Raw genomic sequence first — 20909 nt, 5'->3', positions numbered from 1 at the left:
GCAAGTCTGTCAGAGCCGGGCGATCAGCCGGTCGAGCGGCCGTGCCCGGAAGTCCGCCGGCGCGGCAGGCGCACCACCGAGCCCACGTCGTGCAGCGCCGCGGCGAGCGCGCCCGGCCGGCCGCCGGAGCCGCGCTGCAGGGTGCCGAGCAGTCGGGCCGACGCCATCGGGCGGGCGAAGAGGTGCCCCTGACCGGCGACGCAGCCGAGCTCCCACAGGGCGTGCCGTTGCGGCTCGCTCTCCACGCCCTCGGCGATCACCGTGAGGTGCAGGCTGCGGGCCAGGTCGACGGTGGAACGGATCACCGCGGCGGCCTCGGAGGAGGTCTCCACCGCGCTGACGAAGCCCCGGTCGATCTTCAGCTGGTTGACCGGGATGTGCGACAGCACCGAGAGCGGGGAGACGCCGGTGCCGAAGTCGTCGAGGGCGAGCCGCACGCCGGCCGCCCGCAGCTCGTCGAGGGTGCGGCCGACGGTGTCGAGCTGGCTGATCGTCAAGGTCTCGGCCAGCTCGAGGACGAGCCGCTCGGGCGGCACGTCGTGGCGAGCCAGCCGGGTCAGCACGGTGGCCGGGAAACGCGGATCGAGCAGGCTGCGCGGCGAGACGTTCACCGCCACCGGCAGATCGAAGCCGGCCTCCCGCCAGACGCCGGACGCGGCGAGGGCCTGGTCGAGCACGGCGTCGGCGAACGCGGGCAGTTGGCCGGAGCGTTCCACCGTCTCGAGGAACTGCATGGGAGTCAGATAGCCGTGGTCGGGGTTCTGCCACCGGGCCAGCGCCTCGGCCGCGATCACCTCGCCGCTGCCGAGGTCGACGATCGGCTGGAAGTCGACCACGAACTCGGACTCGGCGACCGCCCGCTGCAGCTCGCCGCCGAGCATGAGCCGCTCGACGTTGGCGGTGTCCTGCGCGTGGGCGTAGGTCGCGGTCGGCTGGCCGGCCCGCTTCGCCTGGTACATCGCCACGTCGGCGCGCCGCATCAGCTCGTTGATGCCGCCGCTGCCGGGGGCGAGCGCGATGCCACCGGCCGCCTCGACGGTGATCTGCATGCCCTCCACCTCGAGGGTGGCCTCGAGCGCACTGAGCATCTGCTCGGCGCGGTGCGTGGCCAGCGCCGGGGTGAGCAGATTGACCAGCAGCACCGCGAACTCGTCACCACCGAGCCGGGCGACCAGGTCGCCGGGGGCGGCGGCGTCGTCCAGCCGGCGGGCCACCTCGCGCAGCACCGCGTCACCGGCCGCGTGCCCGAGCGTGTCGTTGACCTCTTTGAAGTGGTTGAGGTCGATCAGCAGCAGAGCGACGACGCCGTCCTCGGTGCGGCCGGCGAAGTACTCGTCGGCCCGCTCGTACAGCTCGCGGCGGTTGGCCAGGCCGGTCAGCGGGTCGTGTGCGGCGTCGTACGCGTTCTGTTCGTTGATCCTTTGCAGTTCCGCGTAGGCCGCGGCGTTGCGGATGGCGGTGCACAGCGCCGATGCGAAGGTCTTCAGCTTGTATTGCTCGAACTCGGTGAGCTTGACCTTGCCGTCGAAGTCGATCACGAGCACGCCGGCCGAGTAGCTGCGGTCGCGGGTTTCCAGCTCCGTCGTGATCGACAGCTCACCGTCGAACTTGCGTGGCCCGGGCCCGTCGTAGATGACCCCGTCGGTGCCGGCCCGCACCACCCGGTCGACGCCGGACGCGGTCAGGTCGATCTCGACCTCGCCGGCGGAGAAGAGTTTCGCGCCCTGGGTGGCGGCGATGTGGAGCACCTGGTTGAGGTCGACGGAGCTGAGCTCGTCGGTGGTGTCGGCGAGTTGTCGCCACGCCTCACGTTCCTGATGTGTGCGCATCCGGCGCAAACGCCACAGATGCAGACAGCCGACGATGGCCGGCACGAAGGCGAGCAGGGCGAGGTTGGCGCCCCGGACCAGCACCTCGGTGATGTAGATGATGGTGGCCAGGGTGGCGGCGCGGACGATGACCTTTTCGCCGAGTTCATTGCGGTAGAGCTTGCTGATGGTGGACCGGGAGGCGACCGCAATGACGGGATAGAACACAAGGTCGTCAACGAACCACAGGACCAGGAAAGCAACGACCACCGCGGCGATGGAAGCCTGCGGGTGATCTACGTCGGGCCGGGCGCCCAGCAACAGGAGGGTGGCCCCGGCCGCGCTGATCCCCAGGACTTCCTTGGCGACCATGAAAATGGCGCGGAGCGGATCGGCCCGGTTGAGAATGCGGACGGTGGCGAGGCCGGCCGCGACGCCGAGCACGACCCACGGCACCGGCATCAGCACCAGGCCCGTGATCATCGGGACGCCGGCCCAGGTGTAGCCGCTCTGGTTGGAGCGGACCCGAATCATGACCTTGAGGCGGAACGAGATGATCGTGAGCGCGTAGATCAGGACCAAGGCCTGCGGATGGGGTAATGCCGCTCGGGTGGCGACCGCATACAGGACGTGTAGCGCCGCAGCACAGACCGCCAGAACGACGACGAGACCGATTAGCAGCTTGAGCCGCCGATCGGTCACGTCGTCGTTGGAGCTTCTTGTGTGCAACGGAGGGGTCCTGTCGCCGAGCTCTACGGGATCGTTCCCGGGCTCAAGCGTATTCATGCGCGCCAGTTCGCGCACTACCTCACTCCCAGTTGTTCTGCCGCATTGTTCTCTCCTCGCGTTTTGAGGCCCGTCGATTTCGGGGCCTCGCGGATCTTTACCGTTCGTCGCGACAGGAGAGACGTTATGCATGCTTGCGGGCATTGGGAACCGTTTTATGTCGTTATGCGCAGAAAGCGAGAATCGTCCGGAAGTCCGTTACAGGGCGTCCCCGAAACAGAACTCTCCGCAACTTTGAAATGGTCCGAGGCTAGGACTCCGTGCGTAGCACTCCGTACAGTTTCGATAACCCTCCGGATTCGTTAATCGATTGTCTTATCCGCTGGTCAGCGGCGATCCCTGAGCAGGGTATAGATCATGAACATTTGTAGTACTTGAACGAATTGTGGTTCCCCTTCGACGAATAACCTAACCCGAGATTCGGGGAACCTTCTATAAACTCCCGGTATGCCCGAGGAATCCCTGCTTACTCACGTCGACCATACGGGCGCAGCGCGCATGGTTGACGTTTCCGAGAAGACGATCACTGCCCGCCGCGCGATCGCCGCCGGCCGCGTGGTCACCACCGCAGAAGTGATCGGATTGCTGCGCGGAGAAGGTGTGCCGAAGGGTGACGCGCTGGCCGTCGCCCGGCTCGCCGGAATCATGGGGGCCAAGCGCACCCCCGATCTCATTCCGCTCTGCCACCCCATCGGGCTGCACGGCGTCAAGGTCGACCTCACGGTCACCGACACCGCGATCGAGATCACCGCGACCACCAAGACCGCCGATCGCACCGGCGTCGAGATGGAGGCGCTCACCGCGGTCGCCGTCGCCGGCCTCGCGCTGATCGACATGATCAAGGCGGTGGACCCGGCGGCGAGCATCGAGGGCGTCCGGGTGATGCGTAAGGAAGGCGGCAAGACCGGCGAGTGGGTGCGCCCATGAGAGCGCGGGTGATCGTCGCGAGCAACCGGGCCGCGGCCGGCGTCTACGCCGACACCAGCGGTCCCCGGCTGGTGGCCGGCCTGCGCGAGCTCGGCTGCGAGGTGGAACCCGATCCGGTCGTGGTGCCGGACGGCGAGCCTGTCGCGCAGGCGCTGCGCGCGGCCGTCGCCGACGGCGTCGACGTGGTCCTGACCAGCGGCGGCACCGGTGTCACCCCGACCGACCGCACGCCGGAGGCCACCCGCGGGGTGCTCGACTTTGAGATTCCGGGCATCGCCGAGGCCATCCGGGCCCACAGCCGCGACCGGGTGCCGGCCGCCGCTCTCTCCCGTGGCCTGGCCGGGGTGGCCGGCCGCACGCTGATCGTCAACCTGCCCGGTTCGACCGGCGGCGCCAAGGACGGCCTGGCCGTGCTCGGCCCCCTGCTGAAACACACCGTCGACCAGATCAACGGTGGGGACCACGGATAGGCTCTAGCGGTGAGCAAAGACTGGGAGCAGGCCCGCGCCCTCGCCTACGAGGCGGGTCGCCAGGCCGCACGCCCGTCCGAAGTGGTCGCGTTGCCCGACGCCGACGGCCGCACCCTCGCCGAGCCGCTGCGGGCGCTCACCGACCTGCCCGCCTTTGCCACCTCGAGCATCGACGGCTGGGCGGTGCGTGGCCCGCAGCCGTGGCGCCCGGTCGGCCGGGTGCTGGCCGGCGGCATCGCGGCGCCGATCGACGAGGACGGCAGCTGCGTCGAGATCGCCACCGGCGCGATGGTCCCGGTCGGCGCCGAAGCGCTGATCCGCATCGAGGAGTCCACTCGGGACGCCTCCGGCCTGGTCTCCGGCCGGCCCCGCTCCGCGCCGGAGTGGCGGCTGCCCGGCGAGGAGGCGCACAAGGACGAGGAGCTGCTGCCGGCTGGCACCGCCGTCGACCCGGCGGTGATCGGCGTCGCCGCCACCTGCGGTTACGAGGTGCTGACCGTGCACCGGCAACCGCGAGCCGGCCTGCTGGTCTTCGGCGACGAGCTGCTCACGGCGGGCACGCCGGGCGCCGGCCGGGTGCGCGACTCGCTCGGCCCGCAGGTGCCGGGCTGGCTGCGCCGCTGCGGCGCGGTCATCGACCCGGCCGCGGCGACCGGCCCGGTGCAGGACACCCTCGAGGCGCACCTGGCCGCGGTGCGCGGCGCCCTGGAAGACAACGATCTGGTCTGCACCACCGGCGGCACCATGCACGGCCCGGTCGACTACCTGCATCCCGCGCTCGCCGAGCTGGGCGCGGAATACATCGTGAACACCGTGGCGGTCCGTCCCGGCTTCCCGATGCTGCTGGCCCGCCTCCCGGGCGCGGACGGCCGCCCGCGCTTCCTGGCCGGTCTGCCCGGCAACCCGCAGTCCGCGATCATCGCGCTGGTCACCCTGGTCGCGCCCCTGCTGGCCGGTCTGCAGGGCCGCCCGGCACCGGTGCTGCCGCAGGTCGAGGCGGCCACCGACGTGCCCGGTCGCGGCGATTTCAGCCATCTGGTTCTGGCCCGGCTCGACCGAAGTGGACGCTCGGCCACGCCGGTCGGCCACGTCGGGTCGGCGATGCTGCGTGGCCTGTCCAACGCCCAGGGCTTCCTGGTGATCCGCCCGGGCACTCAGGCGGCCGCCGGTGACCTGGTGCCGTTCCTGCCGTTGCCGCTGATCGCCGGGGAGCGACCGTGACCGGCGTCGTGGTCATCGCCGAGGTGGTCGACGAGACGCTCGACCTCGCCGCACATGAGCAGGCGGTGAGCGAGGCGCGGGCCGGCGCGGTGGTCACCTTCCAGGGCGTCGTGCGCGATCACGATCACGGGCGGGGCGTGACCCTGCTCGAATACGAGGGGCACCCCAGCGCCGCGGCGATCATCAAGGAGGTCGCGGCCGAGATCGCCGCCGATCCGGACGTCTACGCGGTGGCGGTCTCGCACCGCGTCGGGACCCTGAAGATCGGCGACGTCGCCCTGGTGGTGGCGGTCAGCACAGCCCACCGCAAGGCCGCGTTCGCCGCCTGCGCGCGAGCCGTCGACGAGGTCAAGGACCGGCTGCCGATCTGGAAGCGGCAGGTCTTCACCGACGGCACCGAGGAATGGGTCAACTGCCCCTAGGCCCCGGGATGGCGGGCGCGCGACGGGCCGCCGGCTCGGGACGCCGGCGAGCCGGCACCGCCGGGGCCACGCCGGGACGCCACGGCAAGGCATTGAGCAGGGCAATCAAGACGATGGCGTACGCGTCCCAGCCGGCCGTCCACCGTGGATCCACCACGAGCAACGCGTAGACGACGGCCGCCGAGATCGCGAAGCGCGCCCCCGGGAACCGCTCCGGACGGAACCGCCGCACCGCCACCCGTCGCCGGGCCGCCGCGTCCACCAGGATCAGGATCGCCGGCAACACCCACACCAGCTCGTGGATCCGGCTGACCGGCCCGATCGCCGCGCCGGTGAGCCCGACCAGGGTGAACGCCGTGATCTCGTCCCCCTCCGCGTGCGCCGACCGGGCCCGAATCATGCCGACCGCGACCAGCAGCCCGGCGAACGACAACCAGATCAGCACGGGCGTGGTGGCCGAGTCGTAGAGGCGGGCCAGCACCCCGGCCAGCGACTGGTTGTCGAGCGCGTCCAGCGAGCCGGAGCGGTCCAGCTTCGGCAGCACCGAGCCGAACCAGGTGCTGGTCGTGCGCGGCGCGATCAGGAATGCCGCCACCAGCATCGACGCGGTGGTGGCCGCCGCCGTGATAGCCGCCCGCCACTGCCGGCTCACCACCAGATAGGCGAGGAACAGCACCGGGCTGACGGTCAGCGCGGTCGCCACCCCGACACCGATCCCGGCCCAGGCGCCGGTCTCCCAGAACCGGCGCAGCACGCCGGAGCGTCCGCGGGGTGGGTGGGAGGCGGGAAGCCCCGGCCACCAGGCCGCCCGGCTGCGGGCCCACGCCGACCGGCGCAGCGCCACCACATCCGCGGTGACCAGGCCGAACACGATCAGGTCTAAGCAGCCGAGGCCGAGCGTCGCGCGCACTGGCTCGGTCAGCAGGGCCAGCGCGGCGGCGGTCGCCACGGCCGGACCGCGGCGCCGGCCGTAGCGCCGGGCAACCGGGCCGACCAGCGCGATCAGCCCGAGGAGCAGGGCCACCACGCCGGCCAGAGCGAGCATCCAGCCGACCGCCGGCAGCGGGAGGACCGCGGCCGGCGCGAACAGGATCGCCCCGGGCGGGGTCAGAACCGTGCCGGTGCGTCCCGCGTACAGATCATTTCCGGCCACCCAGTCGTGCACCGCCGAATGATCAACGGCGGCGGCGCCCAACGCGTACTGCTGGAAAAGCCAAGCCACCAGCAAGGTGGCGCCGAAGCACCCCAGCGTGACCACAGCGGACCTGCGCATGCCGCGACCCCCGTCGCTCTCGTCCCCGGCAAGGCACGCGAGCTTAGGGCCTGTCCTCGCTCCTACGTGATCGGACGGACAGGCCCGGGAAGCGGCCCTCTCCGCTTTAACGCAGGGATCGCGGCAAAGGTTGTCATCCAGGCAGTCTGCGTGCGGCGGCGGCCGACATCGCGGCGATCTTGGCCTCGCGCTTGGCCGTCCTGACCGCGCGCTTCACCTCACGCTTGGAGCGGGACGCCGCGTGGCTGGTGCGGTAACGCAGGCCGGGCCGCCCCTCGGTGTCGGCCGCGGCGAGCAGCAGGCCGCCGAGCAGGGCGAGGTTCTTGAGGAAGTGGGTCTCGTGCCCGGGGCGCTCCTCCTTGGCGGCGCTCCAGAACGGGTGGCCGGCGATCGTGGTCGGCACCAGGCCGGCCGCGAGCACGGCGGCGGACGGGCGGGTCAGGTGCCCGGTGGCCAGCGCCAGGCCGGCCACCACGTCGGAGGCCGCCTTGATCCGGACGAGGCTTCGGGCGTCGCTGGGTATGCGCGGATCGATCTTTTCCAACAGCGGGCCGACATGGTCGGTGACCCGGCGGGCAACTTCCACCCGGTTGTCACCCGGGTTGATCAAGATGCGGATCCCGCTGATCACGAAGACTGAGGCGAGCATGGCGCGAGCGGCGGTGCGTACCGGCTTCATGAATCTGGTTATACCCCTCGGAGGGGCCTTACACAGGCTGGGTGCGCAGGTACCGGCCGAAGTGCGGCACCGTAAAGGCGACAGTGCCCCGTTCGCCCGAGTAAATCAGGCCCTTCTTGATCAGGGCGTCCCGGGCCGGGGAGAGGCTGGCGGGCTTGCGGCCGAGCGCGACAGCGATGTCCGAGGTCGGCACGGCCGCGTCCATGTCGTTGCGCGGATCGCCGGAGAGGGTGGCCATCGCCCTCATGTATTCCCGCTCGGCCGGCGTGGCCCGCTCGAAGCGGGAGCCGAAGAAGCCGACGGCCAGTTCCGCCTCGGCCTCGGGGGCGGCGACCCGCACGTCGGCGTCGGTCACCGGGGACTGCGGCGCGTGGTCCCAGGTGGCCTTTCCATAGGCCTGCACGAAGTACGGATAACCGCCGGACTTCTCATACAGCAGGTCCAGGGCCTTCGCCTCGTATTCGACCTCCTCGCGGGCGGCCGGGGCGCAGAGCGCGAGATCGGCGGCGACCCGGTCGAGCCGGTCGATCCGCTGGTAGCGGAACAGACGCTCGGAGTAGGACTTGGCGGCGGACAGCACGGCCGGCAGGTGCGGCAGGCCCGCGCCGACCACGATCAACGGGGCGCCGAGCTGGGACAACTCGTGGCAGGCGGCGCACAGCGCGGAGACGTCGGCCGGGCCCAGGTCTTGCATCTCGTCGATGAACAGGGCGATGCCGGTGCCCACGTCGGTGGCGAGCGAGGCGGCGTCGGTGAACAGCTCGACCAGGTCGATCTCGATGTCGCCGGAGTCGGCCCGGCCGCGGGCCGGTGGCACGTCGATGCCGGGCGCCCAGCGGTCGCGGAGCTTGCCGTTGGGGTCGTTGGCGCGCAGCGCGAACGCCTTGAGCACGCCGAGCACCTCGTCGACCCGGTCGGGGTTGCGGTGGTGCGGGGCCAGCTCGCGGATGGCCATGTGCAGGGCGGCCGAGACCGGGCGGCGCAGCGACTGGTCGGGGCGCGCCTCGATCTTGCCGGTGCCCCAGAGGCGGCCGATCGCGGCCGAGCGCAGGGTGTTGAGCAGGACGGTCTTGCCGACACCGCGCAGGCCGGTGAGAACCAGGCTGCGCTCCGGTCGGGCGCGGGCGACCCGCTCGAGCACGACGTCGAACGCGTCGAGCTCACGGCCGCGACCAGCCAACTCGGGCGGTCGCTGACCGGCGCCGGGTGCGTACGGGTTCCTCACCGGATCCACGGATAGCACCGTATCGGGTCATCTAGCTAAAACGCTAGACATGGGTATGGAAAGCTGTCGTGTTTGTTCTAGCGGTTTCTAGCATTATTTCTAGACCAGGCTAGAACGACTTATGTTCCCGGAGGCAGAGCACGAAGTCGAGGTCGTCCAGCGGGCTGTCGTAGAAGTACCACTTCGTGTAGCCGGTGACCTTCGCGCACTTCGACTCGGCGTCCTTCTCCCCCGTGGTCTTGCCGTCGATCCGCTCCATCACCAGGTAGGTGCCCGACACGCAGGCCGTCGCCTTCATCTCCGGCACGTCGTCGGTGCCCTCGTTGACGACGCAGTCGCCCTTCTTGACGTTGAAGCGGGCGTCCTCACTGCCGCGCGGCGCCGGGCCCGGGTTGGCGGCGGCATCCGACGGGCTCGCCGCGGCGTCGGGCTTGTTGTTGTTGCGCTCCTTGAGCAGCCACGCGGTCGTGCCCAGGCCGATGCAGATCAGCACGCCCAGGGTCACCACCAGCGCGATGATCGGAGTGTTCCGCTTGGACGGTGGCGGTGGCGTCGGCCCCCACGCCGGGGCGCCACTGCTGAACGGGGGCGACGAGTGCTGATAGGAGGACGAGACCGGCTGCTGCGGGATCGACGGCGGGTGGCCGCCCCAGGACTGATCGGGGGCGCTTTGTTCGCCCCACGGGTCGGCGGGCTCCGCATACGGCTCGTCTGAGCTCCCGTGCGACCACGGCGGGCCGGAGTGCGGGCCGTTCTGCGACATGGGGTTTTCCTCCGGATGCGGTCCAGCGCTGCCTGCCACCGTAGCGTGCGGGGGTGACACAAACCCGCACGGAATCGCCGCGGCTGTCAGCAACACGACCGCCGTCGCACACTGGGTGCCGCTACGGTCCACGGTCGTGCCACCACCATTTGTGATCATGGCGGCCGCTTTCGGGGCGGCCTCCGCGGCCTTTCTGCCGCGCCTCGCCCATCGGCTCGCGGTCGGCTTCGCCGAACCGCCTCGGCCGCACTGCGCCGATTGCCTACGGCCGTTCTCCGCGGGCTTTCCCGGCTGGGTACGGGTGGGGGCGGCGTGCCCTTGTTCCGGCGGGTACGCGTTCCCGGTGCTCACCGGCGCGGTGGTGGCGGCCGTCCTGGCGGTAACCGTGGGGCCGGCGCCGGAACTGCCGGTCTACCTGCTCGTGGCCGGGCCGGGCGTGCTGCTCGCCATGATCGATCGGCGCTGCCTGCGGTTGCCCGATCCGCTGGTCGGTGCGCTCGCGATCACGGCCGCGGCGCCACTGGCGATCCTGTGGCCGTCCCGGATCGGCCTCGCGGCTGGGGCGGCGGTCGCGGTGCTCACGGCGTACGCAATCCTGGCCTTTTTCGGTGGCCTCGGCCTCGGTGACGTGAAGCTGGCCGCCGTGCTCGCCCTGATCCTGGGTTTTGCCGGCTGGCCGGCCGTGGTGATCGGCGTGCTCATGCCGCACGTGATCAATGGACCGGTTGCCCTGTTTCTGCTGGTGACCGGCAGGGCCAGCCGGCGGCGGCCGATCGCTTTCGGTCCGGCTCTGCTGGCCGGAGCGCTGGTCGGGCTGGCGTTACAGCAGCCGTAGCTGGCGGTCCTTGGGGCGCGACGGCACCGTGTCGCCGAGCCGCTCGAACAGGCCGGAGTCGACCACGTCGAGGAACGGCGTCGGGTTCTGCTCGCGCTCGCTGCCGTGCCGGAACCGGCGCGCCGAGTAGCTCACGAAGAGGCGGTCCTGGGCGCGGGTCAGGCCGACGAAGAACAGGCGGCGCTCCTCGGCGATCTCGTCGTCGCTCGGCGTCGACCCGGGCCAGCGCAGCGGCAGCAGGCCGTCCTCGCAGCCGACCAGGAAGACCACCGAGAACTCGAGGCCCTTGGCCGCGTGCAGGGTCAGCAGGTTGACCGCCTCGGCCCGCGGGTCCAGCGCGTCCACCTCGGCGCCGGTCTCGATCTCCTGCAGCAGCTGCGGCAAATCCTCACCGATGCGTTGGGCCAGCGGCATCAGCAGGTCGGCGGACGTCCAGATGTCGTCGGGAGCCAGCTGCTCGGCGTCCAGCGTCGGGGCCGCGTATCGCTGGGCCAGCACCTGCGCGGCCAGCTTCACCCGGGCCGGAAGCGAACCGCCGGGACCGCCGGGACCGCTGGCGTGCCGCAGCTCGCGTGCGATGACCTGCACCCCGGCCCGGTCGCGCAGCCGGTTGTGCGAGCGCTTCTGCACCGGCACGCCGGCCCGGGACAGCGCCTCCATGATCGGGCCGGACTGGGCATCGGTGCGGTAGAGGACCGCGATGTCGGAGAAGGACAGGTTGCCGGCGACGGCCGAGCGGGAGTCGACCCGGCCGGAGTCGAGCGAGCGGTGGGACAGGCCGCCGACCAGCTCGTCGACGGTGCGAACCACGAAATCGGCCTCGTCGGCGACGCTCCCCGCCGGATAACGGCCCACCAGCGGGGCTTCCGGGTCGAGCCGGGCCGGGTCGAGGCGGCGGCCGCTGACCAGCGTGCTCGGCGCGATCGCCTGGACGGCCGTGGCCAGGATCGGGGCGCTGGAGCGGTAGTTGCGGGTCAGGCGCACCAGGCGGGCGTCGACGAAGTCCTCGTTGAAGCGCAGGAAGTACTTCACGTCGGCGCCACGGAACGAGTAGATCGCCTGGTCGGGGTCGCCGATCGCGCACAGGTTGCCGTCGGCCGGGCTGAGCAGCCGGAGCAGTTCGTACTGGACCTCGTCGACGTCCTGGTACTCGTCCACGAAGATCCATTGCCACTGCCGGCGGTACTTCTCGACCAGGGCCGGCTCGTCGCGGAGCGTCTTGACCGGCAACTCGATCAGATCGTCCAGATCGACCAGGTCCTGCTGACGGAGCAGCTTCTTGTACGCCTGCTCGTCGTCCCCGGCCTGGTCGCGGGCCTCGGCCACCTCGCGGTCGTCGGCGATCCGCCAGTTGGCGCCGAGACCGGCCGCTTTGGCGTTGTCCTTCAGGATCGCCAGGCCGACCGAGTGGAAGGTGCCGACCGTGATGTCCTCGGCGATGTCACCTAGCAGGGCATCAAGGCGTTCGCGCAGCTCGGCGGCGGCCCGTCGGGTGAAGGTGATCGCCAGGCAGCGGTGCGCGAAGACGCCCAGCTCGGCGCAGAGGTAGGCGATGCGGTGGGTCAGGGTGCGGGTCTTGCCGGTGCCCGGTCCGGCCACGATCAGGAGCGGTCCGCCGGGGGCGGACGCGGCCACCCGCTGCATGGCATCGAGGCGGTCGAGGAGGCCGGTGCCCACCTCTTCCATCCCGGCGAGCATCGGCTCGAACGGCTCGTGCGGGCTGACCGGGGTGGCGAGCGGCGGCGGGCTCTTCGGCTCTTTTGCCGACTTCGCGGGCTTGGGCTTCGCGGCCTTCTCCGGCTTGCGCTGCTGGGGCACGTCGAACGCCGGGATGTCGAACAGCGTCTCGACCTGCGGCGCCGCCGATTTGTGCCGCAACTCGCCCGGCTCGAACAGGGTGATCACCCCGTACTCGCCGTCGTAGCCGGGGATCCGGCGGACCTTCCCCTGCCGCAGGCGGGTGATGGCCTCGCGTAGATCGTCGCCGCCGGCCTGCCCGATCTCGTCGAGCGGCACGTTGCGGAGGATGTCGAGCTCGGCGCCGAGCGTGGCGACCAGGTGGTTGAGCTGAGCCTCGACCGTCTTCGACTTCGGGCCGACGCCGTTGATCTCGCCGACCACCTCGTGCAACTGGATCAGGTGCTCGACGCGCTGGGCCTTATCCGGGGAGAAATCCGTCGGCCGGTCGGCGAGATCCTCGACCCGGCTGAGCACTCCCACGGTCAGTGGCTTGCCGCACTCCGGGCAGCGGCCGCCAGCGTCGCGGGTCTTCTGTGGCTCCCAATTCACCCCGCACGCCCGGTGCCCGTCGGCGTGGTATTTGCCCTCTTCGGGGAAGAATTCCAGGGTGCCGGCGAGGCCGCGTCCCTGTCTGACCGCTTCGTAGTCCGGCTCGCCGTGGAAGAGTGTGGCCTCGCGGGCCAGGGCGGCCGGCGAGTGGGCGTCCGAGTTCGACACCAGACGGTACCGGTCCAGACTGGACACTCGCCAGTTCATCGCCGGATCCGAGGAGAGGCCGGTCTCCACGGCGGTGACGTGATCGGCCAGATCCGCGTAGCAGTCGGCGATCGCGTCGAAACCGGACTTGGAACCGAGCGCCGAGAACCACGGCGTCCAGATGTGTGCCGGGATCAGGTAGCCGCCCGCCTCGAGGGTGATCTCGAGCAGGTCGCGGGAGTCGAGGCCGAGGATCGGCCGGCCGTCGGCGGTGAGGTTGCCGATCCGGCCGAGCGCCGTGTTGAACCGTGTCGCGGCCGCGAAATCCGGCATGTAGATCAGGTGGTGCACCTTGCGGGTCCGGTCATCCCGCTTGTAGATCGTCGAGATCTCGACGCTCAGCATGAACTTGGCGTTCCGGCTGGCCTGCAGCGAGCCCGGCAGTCGCTTGGTGACCTCGGCGTTCTGCTCGTCGGCCAGCCGGAAGAGCCCGCTGACGTCGTCGACCAGGCTTTCTTTCAGATGATCGAACCACGCCGGGTGGGTGAAGTCGCCGGTGCCGAGCAGGGCGATTCCCTTGCGCCGCGCCCACCAGGCCAGGTTGGGCAGCGTCAGATCGCGCGAGCAGGCGCGCGAAAACCGGGAGTGGATGTGCAGATCCGCGACATATGCGTCCGCGGCGACCGAGGACCCTGCGTTGTCCGAGGGCACGCGCTGCATCCTGTCACGCCCTCCGGTTCCGTTACCAATCGCCACGCGCTGACAAACTTACGGATCTTGATACTTGGTTTTCCCTACTCAGCCCGCAATTCGACCACGGTGACCTGTGGCGGTGCGCCGACTCGGACGGGCGGTCCCCAGAACCCCGCACCGTTGGTCACATACACCGGCACGCCGTCGACCTTGCCGAAGCCGGACACAACGGGCTGTTGCAGCCCAACCAGCAGGTTGAACGGTGCCATCTGGCCGCCGTGCGTGTGCCCGGAAACCTGAAGATCAACCCCGAACGGGGCGGCCTGGTGAGCGGCGACAGGCTGGTGCGCCATCAGCACCACCGGCCGCGCCGGATCCCGGTCGCCGAGCGCCTTCGCGAAGTCCGGCCCGTCCCCGTACGTCACGCCACCGAGGTCGTTGACCCCCGCCAGATCCAGCCCGTTGATCTCGACGCGCTCGTTGCGCAGTGGCCGCACGCCAAGTCGCGCCACCTCCTCCACCCATGGCCCGAACCCGGAGTAGTACTCGTGATTCCCGGTCACAAAGAACGCCCCGTACCGCGACTCGATCTCGGAAAGCGGTGTCGCGAACCGCCCCAGCTCCGCAACGCTGCCGTCAACCAGATCACCGACGACGCACACCACGTCCGCCTGCACCGAATTGATCAGGTCAACGATGCGCCCGAGATGCCGGGTTCCGGTGAGCGGCCCAAGGTGGATATCGGACACAACGGCCAACCGCGTGCCGTCCATCGCCCGCGGCAGCTTCGCGAGAGGCATCGAGAACCGATCCAGCCGAGGCGGCCCCATCGCGGTCTTGACGCCATACCCCGTAATCCCCGCGGCGGTGAGCCCCGCAAAGATCGCCATCCCGCGAGCCAGAACCAGCCGGCGCTCGATCCCCTCGCTCTCCGGCTCGGTTGTCACCGCCGCAATATCAACACCGTCCGTGGTGTCTTCCCCAGCGCCTTCGGCACTGGATTCCCGAGCGGCCAAGCCGCCGATATCGCTTTGCGTAATTGAACCGCTACCGTCGGTCTCTTTCCGAGCACTTTCTTTCGTACGGGATTGCATCTTCCACAAAAGCAAAACGGCGGCGCGCGGAATCTCGAGCGAAATGAGCGCGACCAGCAGATAGAACATCAACGCCAGCCACAGATACCCGGGCCACCCCAACCACTCAGCGTGACCGGTTCGAGTCCCGATGAGAGTCGCCGGCACGAGCAGAGCCAACGCCACCGTCACGCCCGCGCCGACCCGTCGCCCCCGCCGAGACCGAAGTGGATCTTTGATCAGCCGCTTCCACAGATAGAAGTGGATTAGCCCAACGGCGACAAAGACTAACCAGACAAAAGCCAACAGACCCGCTCCTTAGCCCCACCCACCGAGAAGCCAAGTCTCCCCGCCGCCCCTCCAGCCCTCACCACCCGGCCCCCGCCGCGGGTAATCACGGCCCCAGCCCAGCCGTCACTGGCGACCCGGTTCGCCGTGCGCGACAACCGCAACGCGTTGCCGCAGCCCCGATCACGCCGTCCGCCACCCTGCGTCAGCCCCACCCTGCGTCAGCCCCACCATGCGTCAGCCCCCTGCGTCAGCCCTACTCGGCGACAACCGCGCTCGGGCGGCCAGCGAGAGGCACGTCGCTGGTTGCCCGGGGTCAGCCCGATATGCGAACCACGTCAGGCAGGGCCGCCGACTAAGAACCGCCGACCAGCCGCCGGTGCCCAGAACGTTCCGGAGCCCGCACCCTCTGGCAGACGAGGCTGTCGTCGTTCGCGGAGGTGGCCGTGCTCGCGGGTGGCCGTGCTCGCGGGTGGCTGTTGGCTTGGCACCGGCAGTCGGTAGCCGCCCTGCAGAGGCCCTTCGGCGTCCAGGTCCGAGGGGCATGCGAGTTTGACTCCCCAAAATCGTTGAGATCGGGGTCTCCGCGGCATCCGAAGCCCTGATTTCAAGGAAACCGGTGTTACCCCAGTCGCGAAAGATCTCTAGACGCCGTCGGGCCGCCGTGCTCGCAGGGTGGCCGCCGGCTGGACGTCGGTGATTGGTTGCCGCGCCCTGAATGCCGTCTGCCGTCAGGCTCACGACGGTGTCCGGCTGGGGCACGTCTCCGCTGCCTAGCGGTCATCCGCCTCGGCGCGAGCGAAGATCTAGCCACCCCATCGCCGCCCGCTACCTGCGTGCCGGACACGCCGCCACAACCTCGTCTCGCCCTGGAGCGGCACTCACCCTGGAGCGCGCGGCCTTCCGCTGCCGGACCGCACGGCGTGCCCTGGCCGCGCTCATGCGCGCGACCGGCGCGCGACCGAACGACTGCACGGGCGACGACGGTCGGCAGGCCGGACGAGGCCCACCCGAGTTGCATGGCCTGCGGAGCTCCTTGCCGCCGAGTTCCACCCGATGCCGAAGGGCGCCAACCGAGACCAGGGGAACGTTGGAGGCCACGGCACCAGCCCCTGCGGCCCCGTGGCCGCGACTGGTTGGGCGGCTCGCGGTCAGCCGCCGGCGAACGGGGGGAGCACGTCGATCGTTGCGCCGGTGGGCAGTGGGGCGCGGCGGTCGTGGCAGGCGAGGCCGTCGACCAGGAAGCTGGCTGACTTGAGGACCAGGCCGAGGCGTTCGCCGTGGCGGTCGGTCAGGAGCTGGGTCAGCTCGAACAGCGAGCTGGCCTCGGCCCGCTCGGTCGAGACCCCGTTGGCGGCGGCTCGCGCGCCGGCGAAGTAGCGGACCGTCAGGCTCGCGGGCACGGTCACCCTCCGATCGCGGACATCGGGCGGGCGGGCTGCAGGAAGCTGGGATCGTCGATGCCGTGCCCGGCCCGCTTGCCGCGCATGGCGATCTGCCAAGCCGTGGCGATCTCGTCGTCGGACGCCCCGGTGCGGAGCAGCGTGCGCAGATCGCTTTCCTCGGTGGCGAACAGGCAGTTGCGAATCTGGCCGTCCGCGGTCAGCCGAGTGCGGTCGCAGTCGCCGCAGAACGGCCTGGTCACGCTGCCGATCACCCCGACCCGGGCGGGCTGGCCGGCCGCATCGACAAAGCCCGGCACCAGCCAGGTCTCGGCCGGCGCTGTTCCACGTGAAACAGGATCGGGCTGCAGTGCGAACGGCTCCAGGGCGGCCACGATCTCGTCGGCGGTCACCATCGTGTGCCGATCCCACTGGTGCTGGGCGTCAAGGGGCATCTGCTCGATGAACCGCAACTGATAGCCATGTGCCAACGCAAAACGCAGCAGTTCCGGCGCCTCGTCCTCGTTGATGCCCCGCATCAGCACCGTGTTGATCTTCAGCGGTGTCAGCCCCGCCGCAGCGGCAGCCTCGAGCCCGCGCAGCACGTCGGAGAGCCGATCGCGCCGGGTCAGCGCCCGGAACCGCTTCGCGTCGAGGGTGTCCAGCGAGACATTGATCCGGTCGAGCCCGGCCTCCCTGAGCGGGCCGGCCAGCCGCTCGAGCCCGATCCCGTTGGTGGTCACCATCAGGCGAGGCCGGGGCGACAACGAAGCCGCGTCCCGAACGATGCCGATCAGCCCCCGCCGCAGCAACGGCTCGCCGCCGGTGAACCGCACCTGGGTGACCCCCAGCAGCGTGACCCCGATCCGGACGAGCCGCCCCACCTCGTCATCGGTGAGTTGCTCCTCCCGAGGAAGCCAGCCGAGCCCTTCCTCCGGCATGCAGTAGGTGCACCGCAGATTGCACCGGTCGGTCAGCGACACCCGGAGATCGGTGGCCACCCGCCCGAACCGATCAGCGAGCTCAATCACAGACGGCACCCACCGTCGCCGATCGCCTCGCGTAAGCCATGGTTCGAATCTAGCCGCTGTTTCTGCTTTACGACCTTGTCGGCTTGGTGCTTTCGGAAACGCCCATGGACCCGAACCGGGTTGATCGGGAGCGGGGTGGGCTGCGAGGGTCGGCGGATGGCGTCGTTCGAGGAGTTGGTGGCCGAGGGTGAGTCCGTCGCGGTGGAGGGCTGGGACTTCTCGTGGTTCGCCGGCCGAGCCACCGAGCAACGGCCGTCGTGGGGTTACGCACGCCTGATGGGCGAGCGGATGGCACGCGCCGAGCGGGCACTTGATCTGCAGACCGGCGGCGGCGAGGTGTTGTCGAGCATTCCTAAGGCGCCTCCGGTGCTGGTGGCGACGGAGGGCTGGGCGCCGAACGCGGCGCTGGCCCGCAAGCACCTTGCTCCTCTCGGTGGCCGGGTGGTCGAGGCCGGCGAGAACGACGACCTCCCCTTCGACGACGGCACGTTCGACCTGGTCGTGAGCCGCCACCCCGTCACGATCCGCTGGGCCGAGGTGGCGCGGGTGCTGGCGCCCGGCGGCACCTATTTCTCCCAGCAGGTAGGCGCGGGCTCACTACGCGAGCTGACCGATTTCATGATGGGCCCGCAACCGGTCAGTCAGGTCCGGGCGCCCGAGCGAGCTCGTACCGCCGCCACCGAAGCCGGCCTGATCGTCCAAGACCTGCGTTCCGAGGCCTTGCGCATCGAGTTCTTCGACGTGGCGGCCGTCATCGTCTTCCTTCGCAAGGTCATTTGGACCGTCCCGCAATTCACGGTCCCGGCCTACTACGACCGCCTGCGGGCCATGCACGACCACATCAACCGGTACGGGCCGTTCATCGCGCACTCCTACCGCTTCCTGTTCGACGCCCAGAAGCCGGCCTGACCAACTGCCGCAATCGCCGAGCTGGTGGACCGCGATGGCCCTACGTGGCAGGGGAGCCGGTCGCTGCGATGCGCCTACTCGATGGTCAGAACGCTTGCAAGGCGCCCGTCGCGGCCGTGACCACCGCTGTTCGGTAGGCGGCGCCGAAGGCCGCCGTGTGGACCAGCAGCAGGTGGAGCTGGTGCAGAGGGACCCGGGCCGGCCAACCCATGGCCAAGGGGTGCACCTCCTGGTAGGCCGACAGGATGTGGTCGAGATGGGGCGCGCCGCCGAAGAGGTGAAGGTTGGCCAGGTCTGTCTCCCGGTGGGCACCCTGGGCGGCGGGGTCGATCAGGTAGGGCTGGTCGTCGGCGGCCCAGAGAATGTTGCCCGGCCACAGATCGCCGTGGGTGCGGCTGGGCGGCTCATCGCCGGCCGTATGGGCGAGCTTGTCGACGACGCGGTCGACGCGGTCGACATCCGACGGGGTCAGCGCTCCGTTGTCGACCGACGCTTTCAGGTAGGGCAGTAGGCGGTGTTCGGCGAACCAGGCCGGCCACGGGCCCGGGTGCGGCGTGTTGTCCAGGGGCAGCGGGCCGATGAAGCCGGGCCACGGCGCGCCGAATGTCTCTGCCGGGGTGTCGTGGAGGGCGGCGAGAGCGCGGCCCAGGCGCTCGGCGGCCCGGGGGGTCGCCGGGGCGGTGTCGATCCAGTCGAGGGCGATCATCTGGGGGAGCGCCACCAGCAGCTCCGGGATGGGCGCGCCCGCGTCGGCCAGCCAGCGCAAGCCGTTCGCCTCGGCCTCGAAGAAGCCCTCCGGCGGCTCGCCCGCCGGCCAGGTCTTGGCGAACAGGGAGCTGCCGTCGTCCAAGGTCAGGCGGCTCGCGGTGGAGACGTTGCCGCCGCCGACCGGCGTCTCACGGATCCGCTGGTGGGTGAGAAATGTCGGGAGATGCTCGGGGTGCGCGCGTAAGTACGCCTGATCCACGGGGTTATCTTCCACTTCGCCTTACGGACGTCCGGAATCGGAGTCAAAATGTCGGCATGAGCCCTGTCACAGTGCGTTCGTACCGTCCGGGTGACCACTCCGCGGGTCGGCAACTGTGGTCGGAGCTGACCAACCAGCACAACCAGATGTATGACGTGCCGACCGACGACGGCGGTGACGGTTTCGAGGAATATCTGACCCGGCTCGATCTGAGCGGGCTCTGGGTGGCCGATCACGCGGATGACGGGGTGATCGGGTTGGTCGGGCTGATCATGCGAGGGCGGGCCGGTGTGGTGGAGCCGATCGTCGTCACGGTCTCTCACCGGCACAAAGGTGTGGGGCGCAAGCTGCTGCGGCACGTCGCGAGTGAGGCCCGGAGGCGGAACATGACCGCCCTGACGATCTCGCCGGACTCGCGGAACGTGGACGCCATCCGCAGCCTGCATGCGGCCGGTTACGACGTTCTTTCCTCTATTGAGTTGACGCTCGACCTGGGCCGGCATCCGGAAGCGCGGCACCAGGAGGGGCTTGAGCTGCACTCTATGCAGTTCCGCTCGTAGCGAGCGCAAGTCTTTCTCGGGCCTGTGGACAACCGCGCGTTGTCCACAGGCTCACGTTTTGGCACTCCCGGGATCGGCCCCGCGAGCCAAGCTCTCCGGCATGACCCCGGATTGCTCGATCATCGTTCGTTCCCCGGCCGAGGCCGTCGCCTTCGCGCCTTACGTCATCGGTTTCCACCCGACCGACAGCCTGGTCGTGCTGGGTCTCGTCGGCAAGCTTGTGATCGTGGGCGTGCGACACGACCTGCCCGCACCGGTCGGGATGTTCGACGAGGTGGCGCAGGTGATCGCCCAGCAGGAGGCACCCGACGTCGTGGTGCTCGGCTACGGGCCGCCGGGCCTGGTCACCCCGGCGGTGCTCGAGCTGGCGACCGCGCTTGCGCCCACGGGCGTGCGGGTCAGAGACGCGCTGCGCGTCACCGACGGCCGTTGGTGGAGCTATTCGTGTTCCGACCCGCTGTGCTGCCCGCCCGACGGCACGCCCTGCCAGCCGGACCTCGCGGCCGAGGCGGTCTTCCGCGGGCTGGTGGCCCTGCCCGATCGAAAAGCGCTGATCGCCCGGGTGGCGCCGATCGAGGGTGCGGCCCGGCGGGAGATGACCGCCGCGACCGCGCGGGCCCGGGCGCGGTTCACCGATCTGTCCGCCCAGGATGTCGCGGCCGCCCGTGGTGGGCGGTGGATACGCAAGGCCGGGCGGCAGGCGATCCGGGAGGCGGAGCGGCTCGCTCGTGCGGGCGCGATGCCATCGCACGACGACATCGCCTGGCTGGGTGTTCTGCTGCTGGAGCCGGTGGTCCTCGATTACGCGCTGGACCGCTCACAGCCGGACGAGTGGCGCATCCGGCTGTGGAATGAGGTGGTGCGTCTGATCGACCCGGCCTACGCGACGGGCCCGGCCTGTCTGCTTGGGTTCGCGGCTTGGCGGGTGGGAGATGGAGCGCTGGCACGGGTGGCGCTCGACCGGGCGCTCAAGGAAAACCCGGGGCACCGGACGGCCGGGGTGCTCGACCGGGTGCTGAGCGCAGGGATCGGACCGCACGCCCTGGTGACGCTCGGCCCACCGGCGCGGGCGCCGCGAAACCGGCGGGAGACCGACGGCGAGCGGCGGAAGCGTCGCAGCCCCCGCCGCCGGTCGCAGTGAAAGCCGAGGTAGGGCAGCGG

At 70.2% G+C, this 20909-nt stretch carries 18 protein-coding genes; 8 read left to right on the top strand and 10 right to left on the bottom strand.

The genetic code is table 11. The annotated features are described in order from the left end of the window. Nucleotides 1–23 precede the first annotated feature (23 nt). Complete coding sequence (locus tag AB0E90_RS37530) at nucleotides 24–2537, bottom strand: bifunctional diguanylate cyclase/phosphodiesterase (RefSeq protein ID WP_360416532.1); 2514 nt, start codon at nucleotides 2535–2537, stop codon at nucleotides 24–26. 504 nt (nucleotides 2538–3041) lie between these two features. Here AB0E90_RS37530 and moaC point away from each other — a divergent pair. Genes moaC through AB0E90_RS37510 form a run of 4 tightly spaced genes read left to right on the top strand, consistent with a single transcriptional unit; the run spans nucleotide 3042 to nucleotide 5634 of the window. After that, nucleotides 3042–3521 carry a cyclic pyranopterin monophosphate synthase MoaC gene (gene moaC / locus AB0E90_RS37525; protein ID WP_360416530.1) on the top strand — a complete coding sequence of 160 codons (480 nt, stop codon included), beginning with the start codon at nucleotides 3042–3044 and terminating at the stop codon, nucleotides 3519–3521. Further along, a complete protein-coding gene (locus tag AB0E90_RS37520) occupies nucleotides 3518–3991 on the top strand; it encodes a MogA/MoaB family molybdenum cofactor biosynthesis protein (RefSeq protein WP_360416528.1) in 474 nt (157 codons plus the stop codon). The genes moaC and AB0E90_RS37520 overlap by 4 nt, the downstream gene beginning before the upstream one ends. A 9-nt stretch (nucleotides 3992–4000) precedes the next feature. Further along, complete coding sequence (locus AB0E90_RS37515) at nucleotides 4001–5212, top strand: molybdopterin molybdotransferase MoeA (protein ID WP_360416526.1); 1212 nt, start codon at nucleotides 4001–4003, stop codon at nucleotides 5210–5212. After that, complete coding sequence (locus AB0E90_RS37510; protein WP_360416524.1) at nucleotides 5209–5634, top strand: molybdenum cofactor biosynthesis protein MoaE; 426 nt, start codon at nucleotides 5209–5211, stop codon at nucleotides 5632–5634. The genes AB0E90_RS37515 and AB0E90_RS37510 overlap by 4 nt, the downstream gene beginning before the upstream one ends. On the opposite strand, the gene AB0E90_RS37505 is transcribed toward AB0E90_RS37510, so the two are convergent. The 4 genes from AB0E90_RS37505 to AB0E90_RS37490 form a co-directional block, all read right to left on the bottom strand. Further along, entirely contained in the window at nucleotides 5621–6907 is a 1287-nt protein-coding gene (locus AB0E90_RS37505; protein ID WP_360416522.1) for a glycosyltransferase 87 family protein, read from the bottom strand. The genes AB0E90_RS37510 and AB0E90_RS37505 overlap by 14 nt on opposite strands. A 133-nt stretch (nucleotides 6908–7040) precedes the next feature. Continuing rightward, on the bottom strand, nucleotides 7041–7586 hold the full coding sequence (locus AB0E90_RS37500; protein WP_360416520.1) for a DoxX family protein: 546 nt from the start codon (nucleotides 7584–7586) through the stop codon (nucleotides 7041–7043). A 28-nt stretch (nucleotides 7587–7614) separates the two neighbouring features. Further along, on the bottom strand, nucleotides 7615–8820 hold the full coding sequence (locus tag AB0E90_RS37495; RefSeq protein ID WP_360416518.1) for an ATP-binding protein: 1206 nt from the start codon (nucleotides 8818–8820) through the stop codon (nucleotides 7615–7617). A 100-nt stretch (nucleotides 8821–8920) separates the two neighbouring features. Next, nucleotides 8921–9574: a hypothetical protein gene (locus AB0E90_RS37490; protein ID WP_360416516.1), complete on the bottom strand. Its 654-nt coding sequence runs from the start codon at nucleotides 9572–9574 to the stop codon at nucleotides 8921–8923. A gap of 157 nt (nucleotides 9575–9731) precedes the next feature. On the opposite strand from AB0E90_RS37490, the gene AB0E90_RS37485 reads away from it, so the two are divergent. Continuing rightward, nucleotides 9732–10409, top strand: coding sequence for an A24 family peptidase (locus tag AB0E90_RS37485; protein ID WP_360416514.1), 678 nt, complete (start codon nucleotides 9732–9734; stop codon nucleotides 10407–10409). On the opposite strand, the gene AB0E90_RS37480 is transcribed toward AB0E90_RS37485, so the two are convergent. The 4 genes from AB0E90_RS37480 to moaA all read right to left on the bottom strand — a co-directional run bounded on the left by AB0E90_RS37480 (nucleotide 10395) and on the right by moaA (nucleotide 17312). Further along, nucleotides 10395–13565: a UvrD-helicase domain-containing protein gene (locus AB0E90_RS37480; protein WP_360416512.1), complete on the bottom strand. Its 3171-nt coding sequence runs from the start codon at nucleotides 13563–13565 to the stop codon at nucleotides 10395–10397. The two genes, AB0E90_RS37485 and AB0E90_RS37480, sit on opposite strands and share 15 nt — an antisense overlap. Before the next feature lie 74 nt (nucleotides 13566–13639). Continuing rightward, nucleotides 13640–14920: a metallophosphoesterase gene (locus tag AB0E90_RS37475; protein WP_360416615.1), complete on the bottom strand. Its 1281-nt coding sequence runs from the start codon at nucleotides 14918–14920 to the stop codon at nucleotides 13640–13642. Nucleotides 14921–16050: 1130 nt separating this feature from the next. Beyond that, nucleotides 16051–16302: a MoaD/ThiS family protein gene (locus tag AB0E90_RS37470; protein WP_360416510.1), complete on the bottom strand. Its 252-nt coding sequence runs from the start codon at nucleotides 16300–16302 to the stop codon at nucleotides 16051–16053. Nucleotides 16303–16304: 2 nt separating this feature from the next. Beyond that, nucleotides 16305–17312, bottom strand: a complete 1008-nt coding sequence (moaA, locus tag AB0E90_RS37465; RefSeq protein ID WP_360416508.1) for a GTP 3',8-cyclase MoaA — start codon at nucleotides 17310–17312, stop codon at nucleotides 16305–16307. Between the two features lie 156 nt (nucleotides 17313–17468). On the opposite strand from moaA, the gene AB0E90_RS37460 reads away from it, so the two are divergent. Beyond that, a complete protein-coding gene (locus AB0E90_RS37460; protein WP_360416506.1) occupies nucleotides 17469–18221 on the top strand; it encodes a class I SAM-dependent methyltransferase in 753 nt (250 codons plus the stop codon). An 85-nt stretch (nucleotides 18222–18306) separates the two neighbouring features. On the opposite strand, the gene AB0E90_RS37455 is transcribed toward AB0E90_RS37460, so the two are convergent. Further along, on the bottom strand, nucleotides 18307–19188 hold the full coding sequence (locus AB0E90_RS37455) for a fructosamine kinase family protein (RefSeq protein ID WP_360416504.1): 882 nt from the start codon (nucleotides 19186–19188) through the stop codon (nucleotides 18307–18309). A 56-nt stretch (nucleotides 19189–19244) separates the two neighbouring features. Here AB0E90_RS37455 and AB0E90_RS37450 point away from each other — a divergent pair, with 56 nt between their 5' ends. Then, nucleotides 19245–19748 (top strand): GNAT family N-acetyltransferase, encoded by a 504-nt coding sequence (locus AB0E90_RS37450; protein ID WP_360416502.1) that lies wholly within the window; start codon nucleotides 19245–19247, stop codon nucleotides 19746–19748. A 100-nt stretch (nucleotides 19749–19848) separates the two neighbouring features. After that, the gene (locus tag AB0E90_RS37445) at nucleotides 19849–20889 is read left to right on the top strand and encodes a DUF4192 domain-containing protein (RefSeq protein ID WP_360416500.1); all 1041 of its coding nucleotides are present in this window, start codon (nucleotides 19849–19851) and stop codon (nucleotides 20887–20889) included. Nucleotides 20890–20909 lie beyond the last annotated feature (20 nt).

The organism is Actinoplanes sp. NPDC026619, assembly GCF_040638295.1.
Lineage (GTDB): Bacteria > Actinomycetota > Actinomycetes > Mycobacteriales > Micromonosporaceae > Actinoplanes.
Note: the sequence above shows the minus strand (reverse complement) of the source record. Positions and strands in the feature narration are given on the sequence as shown.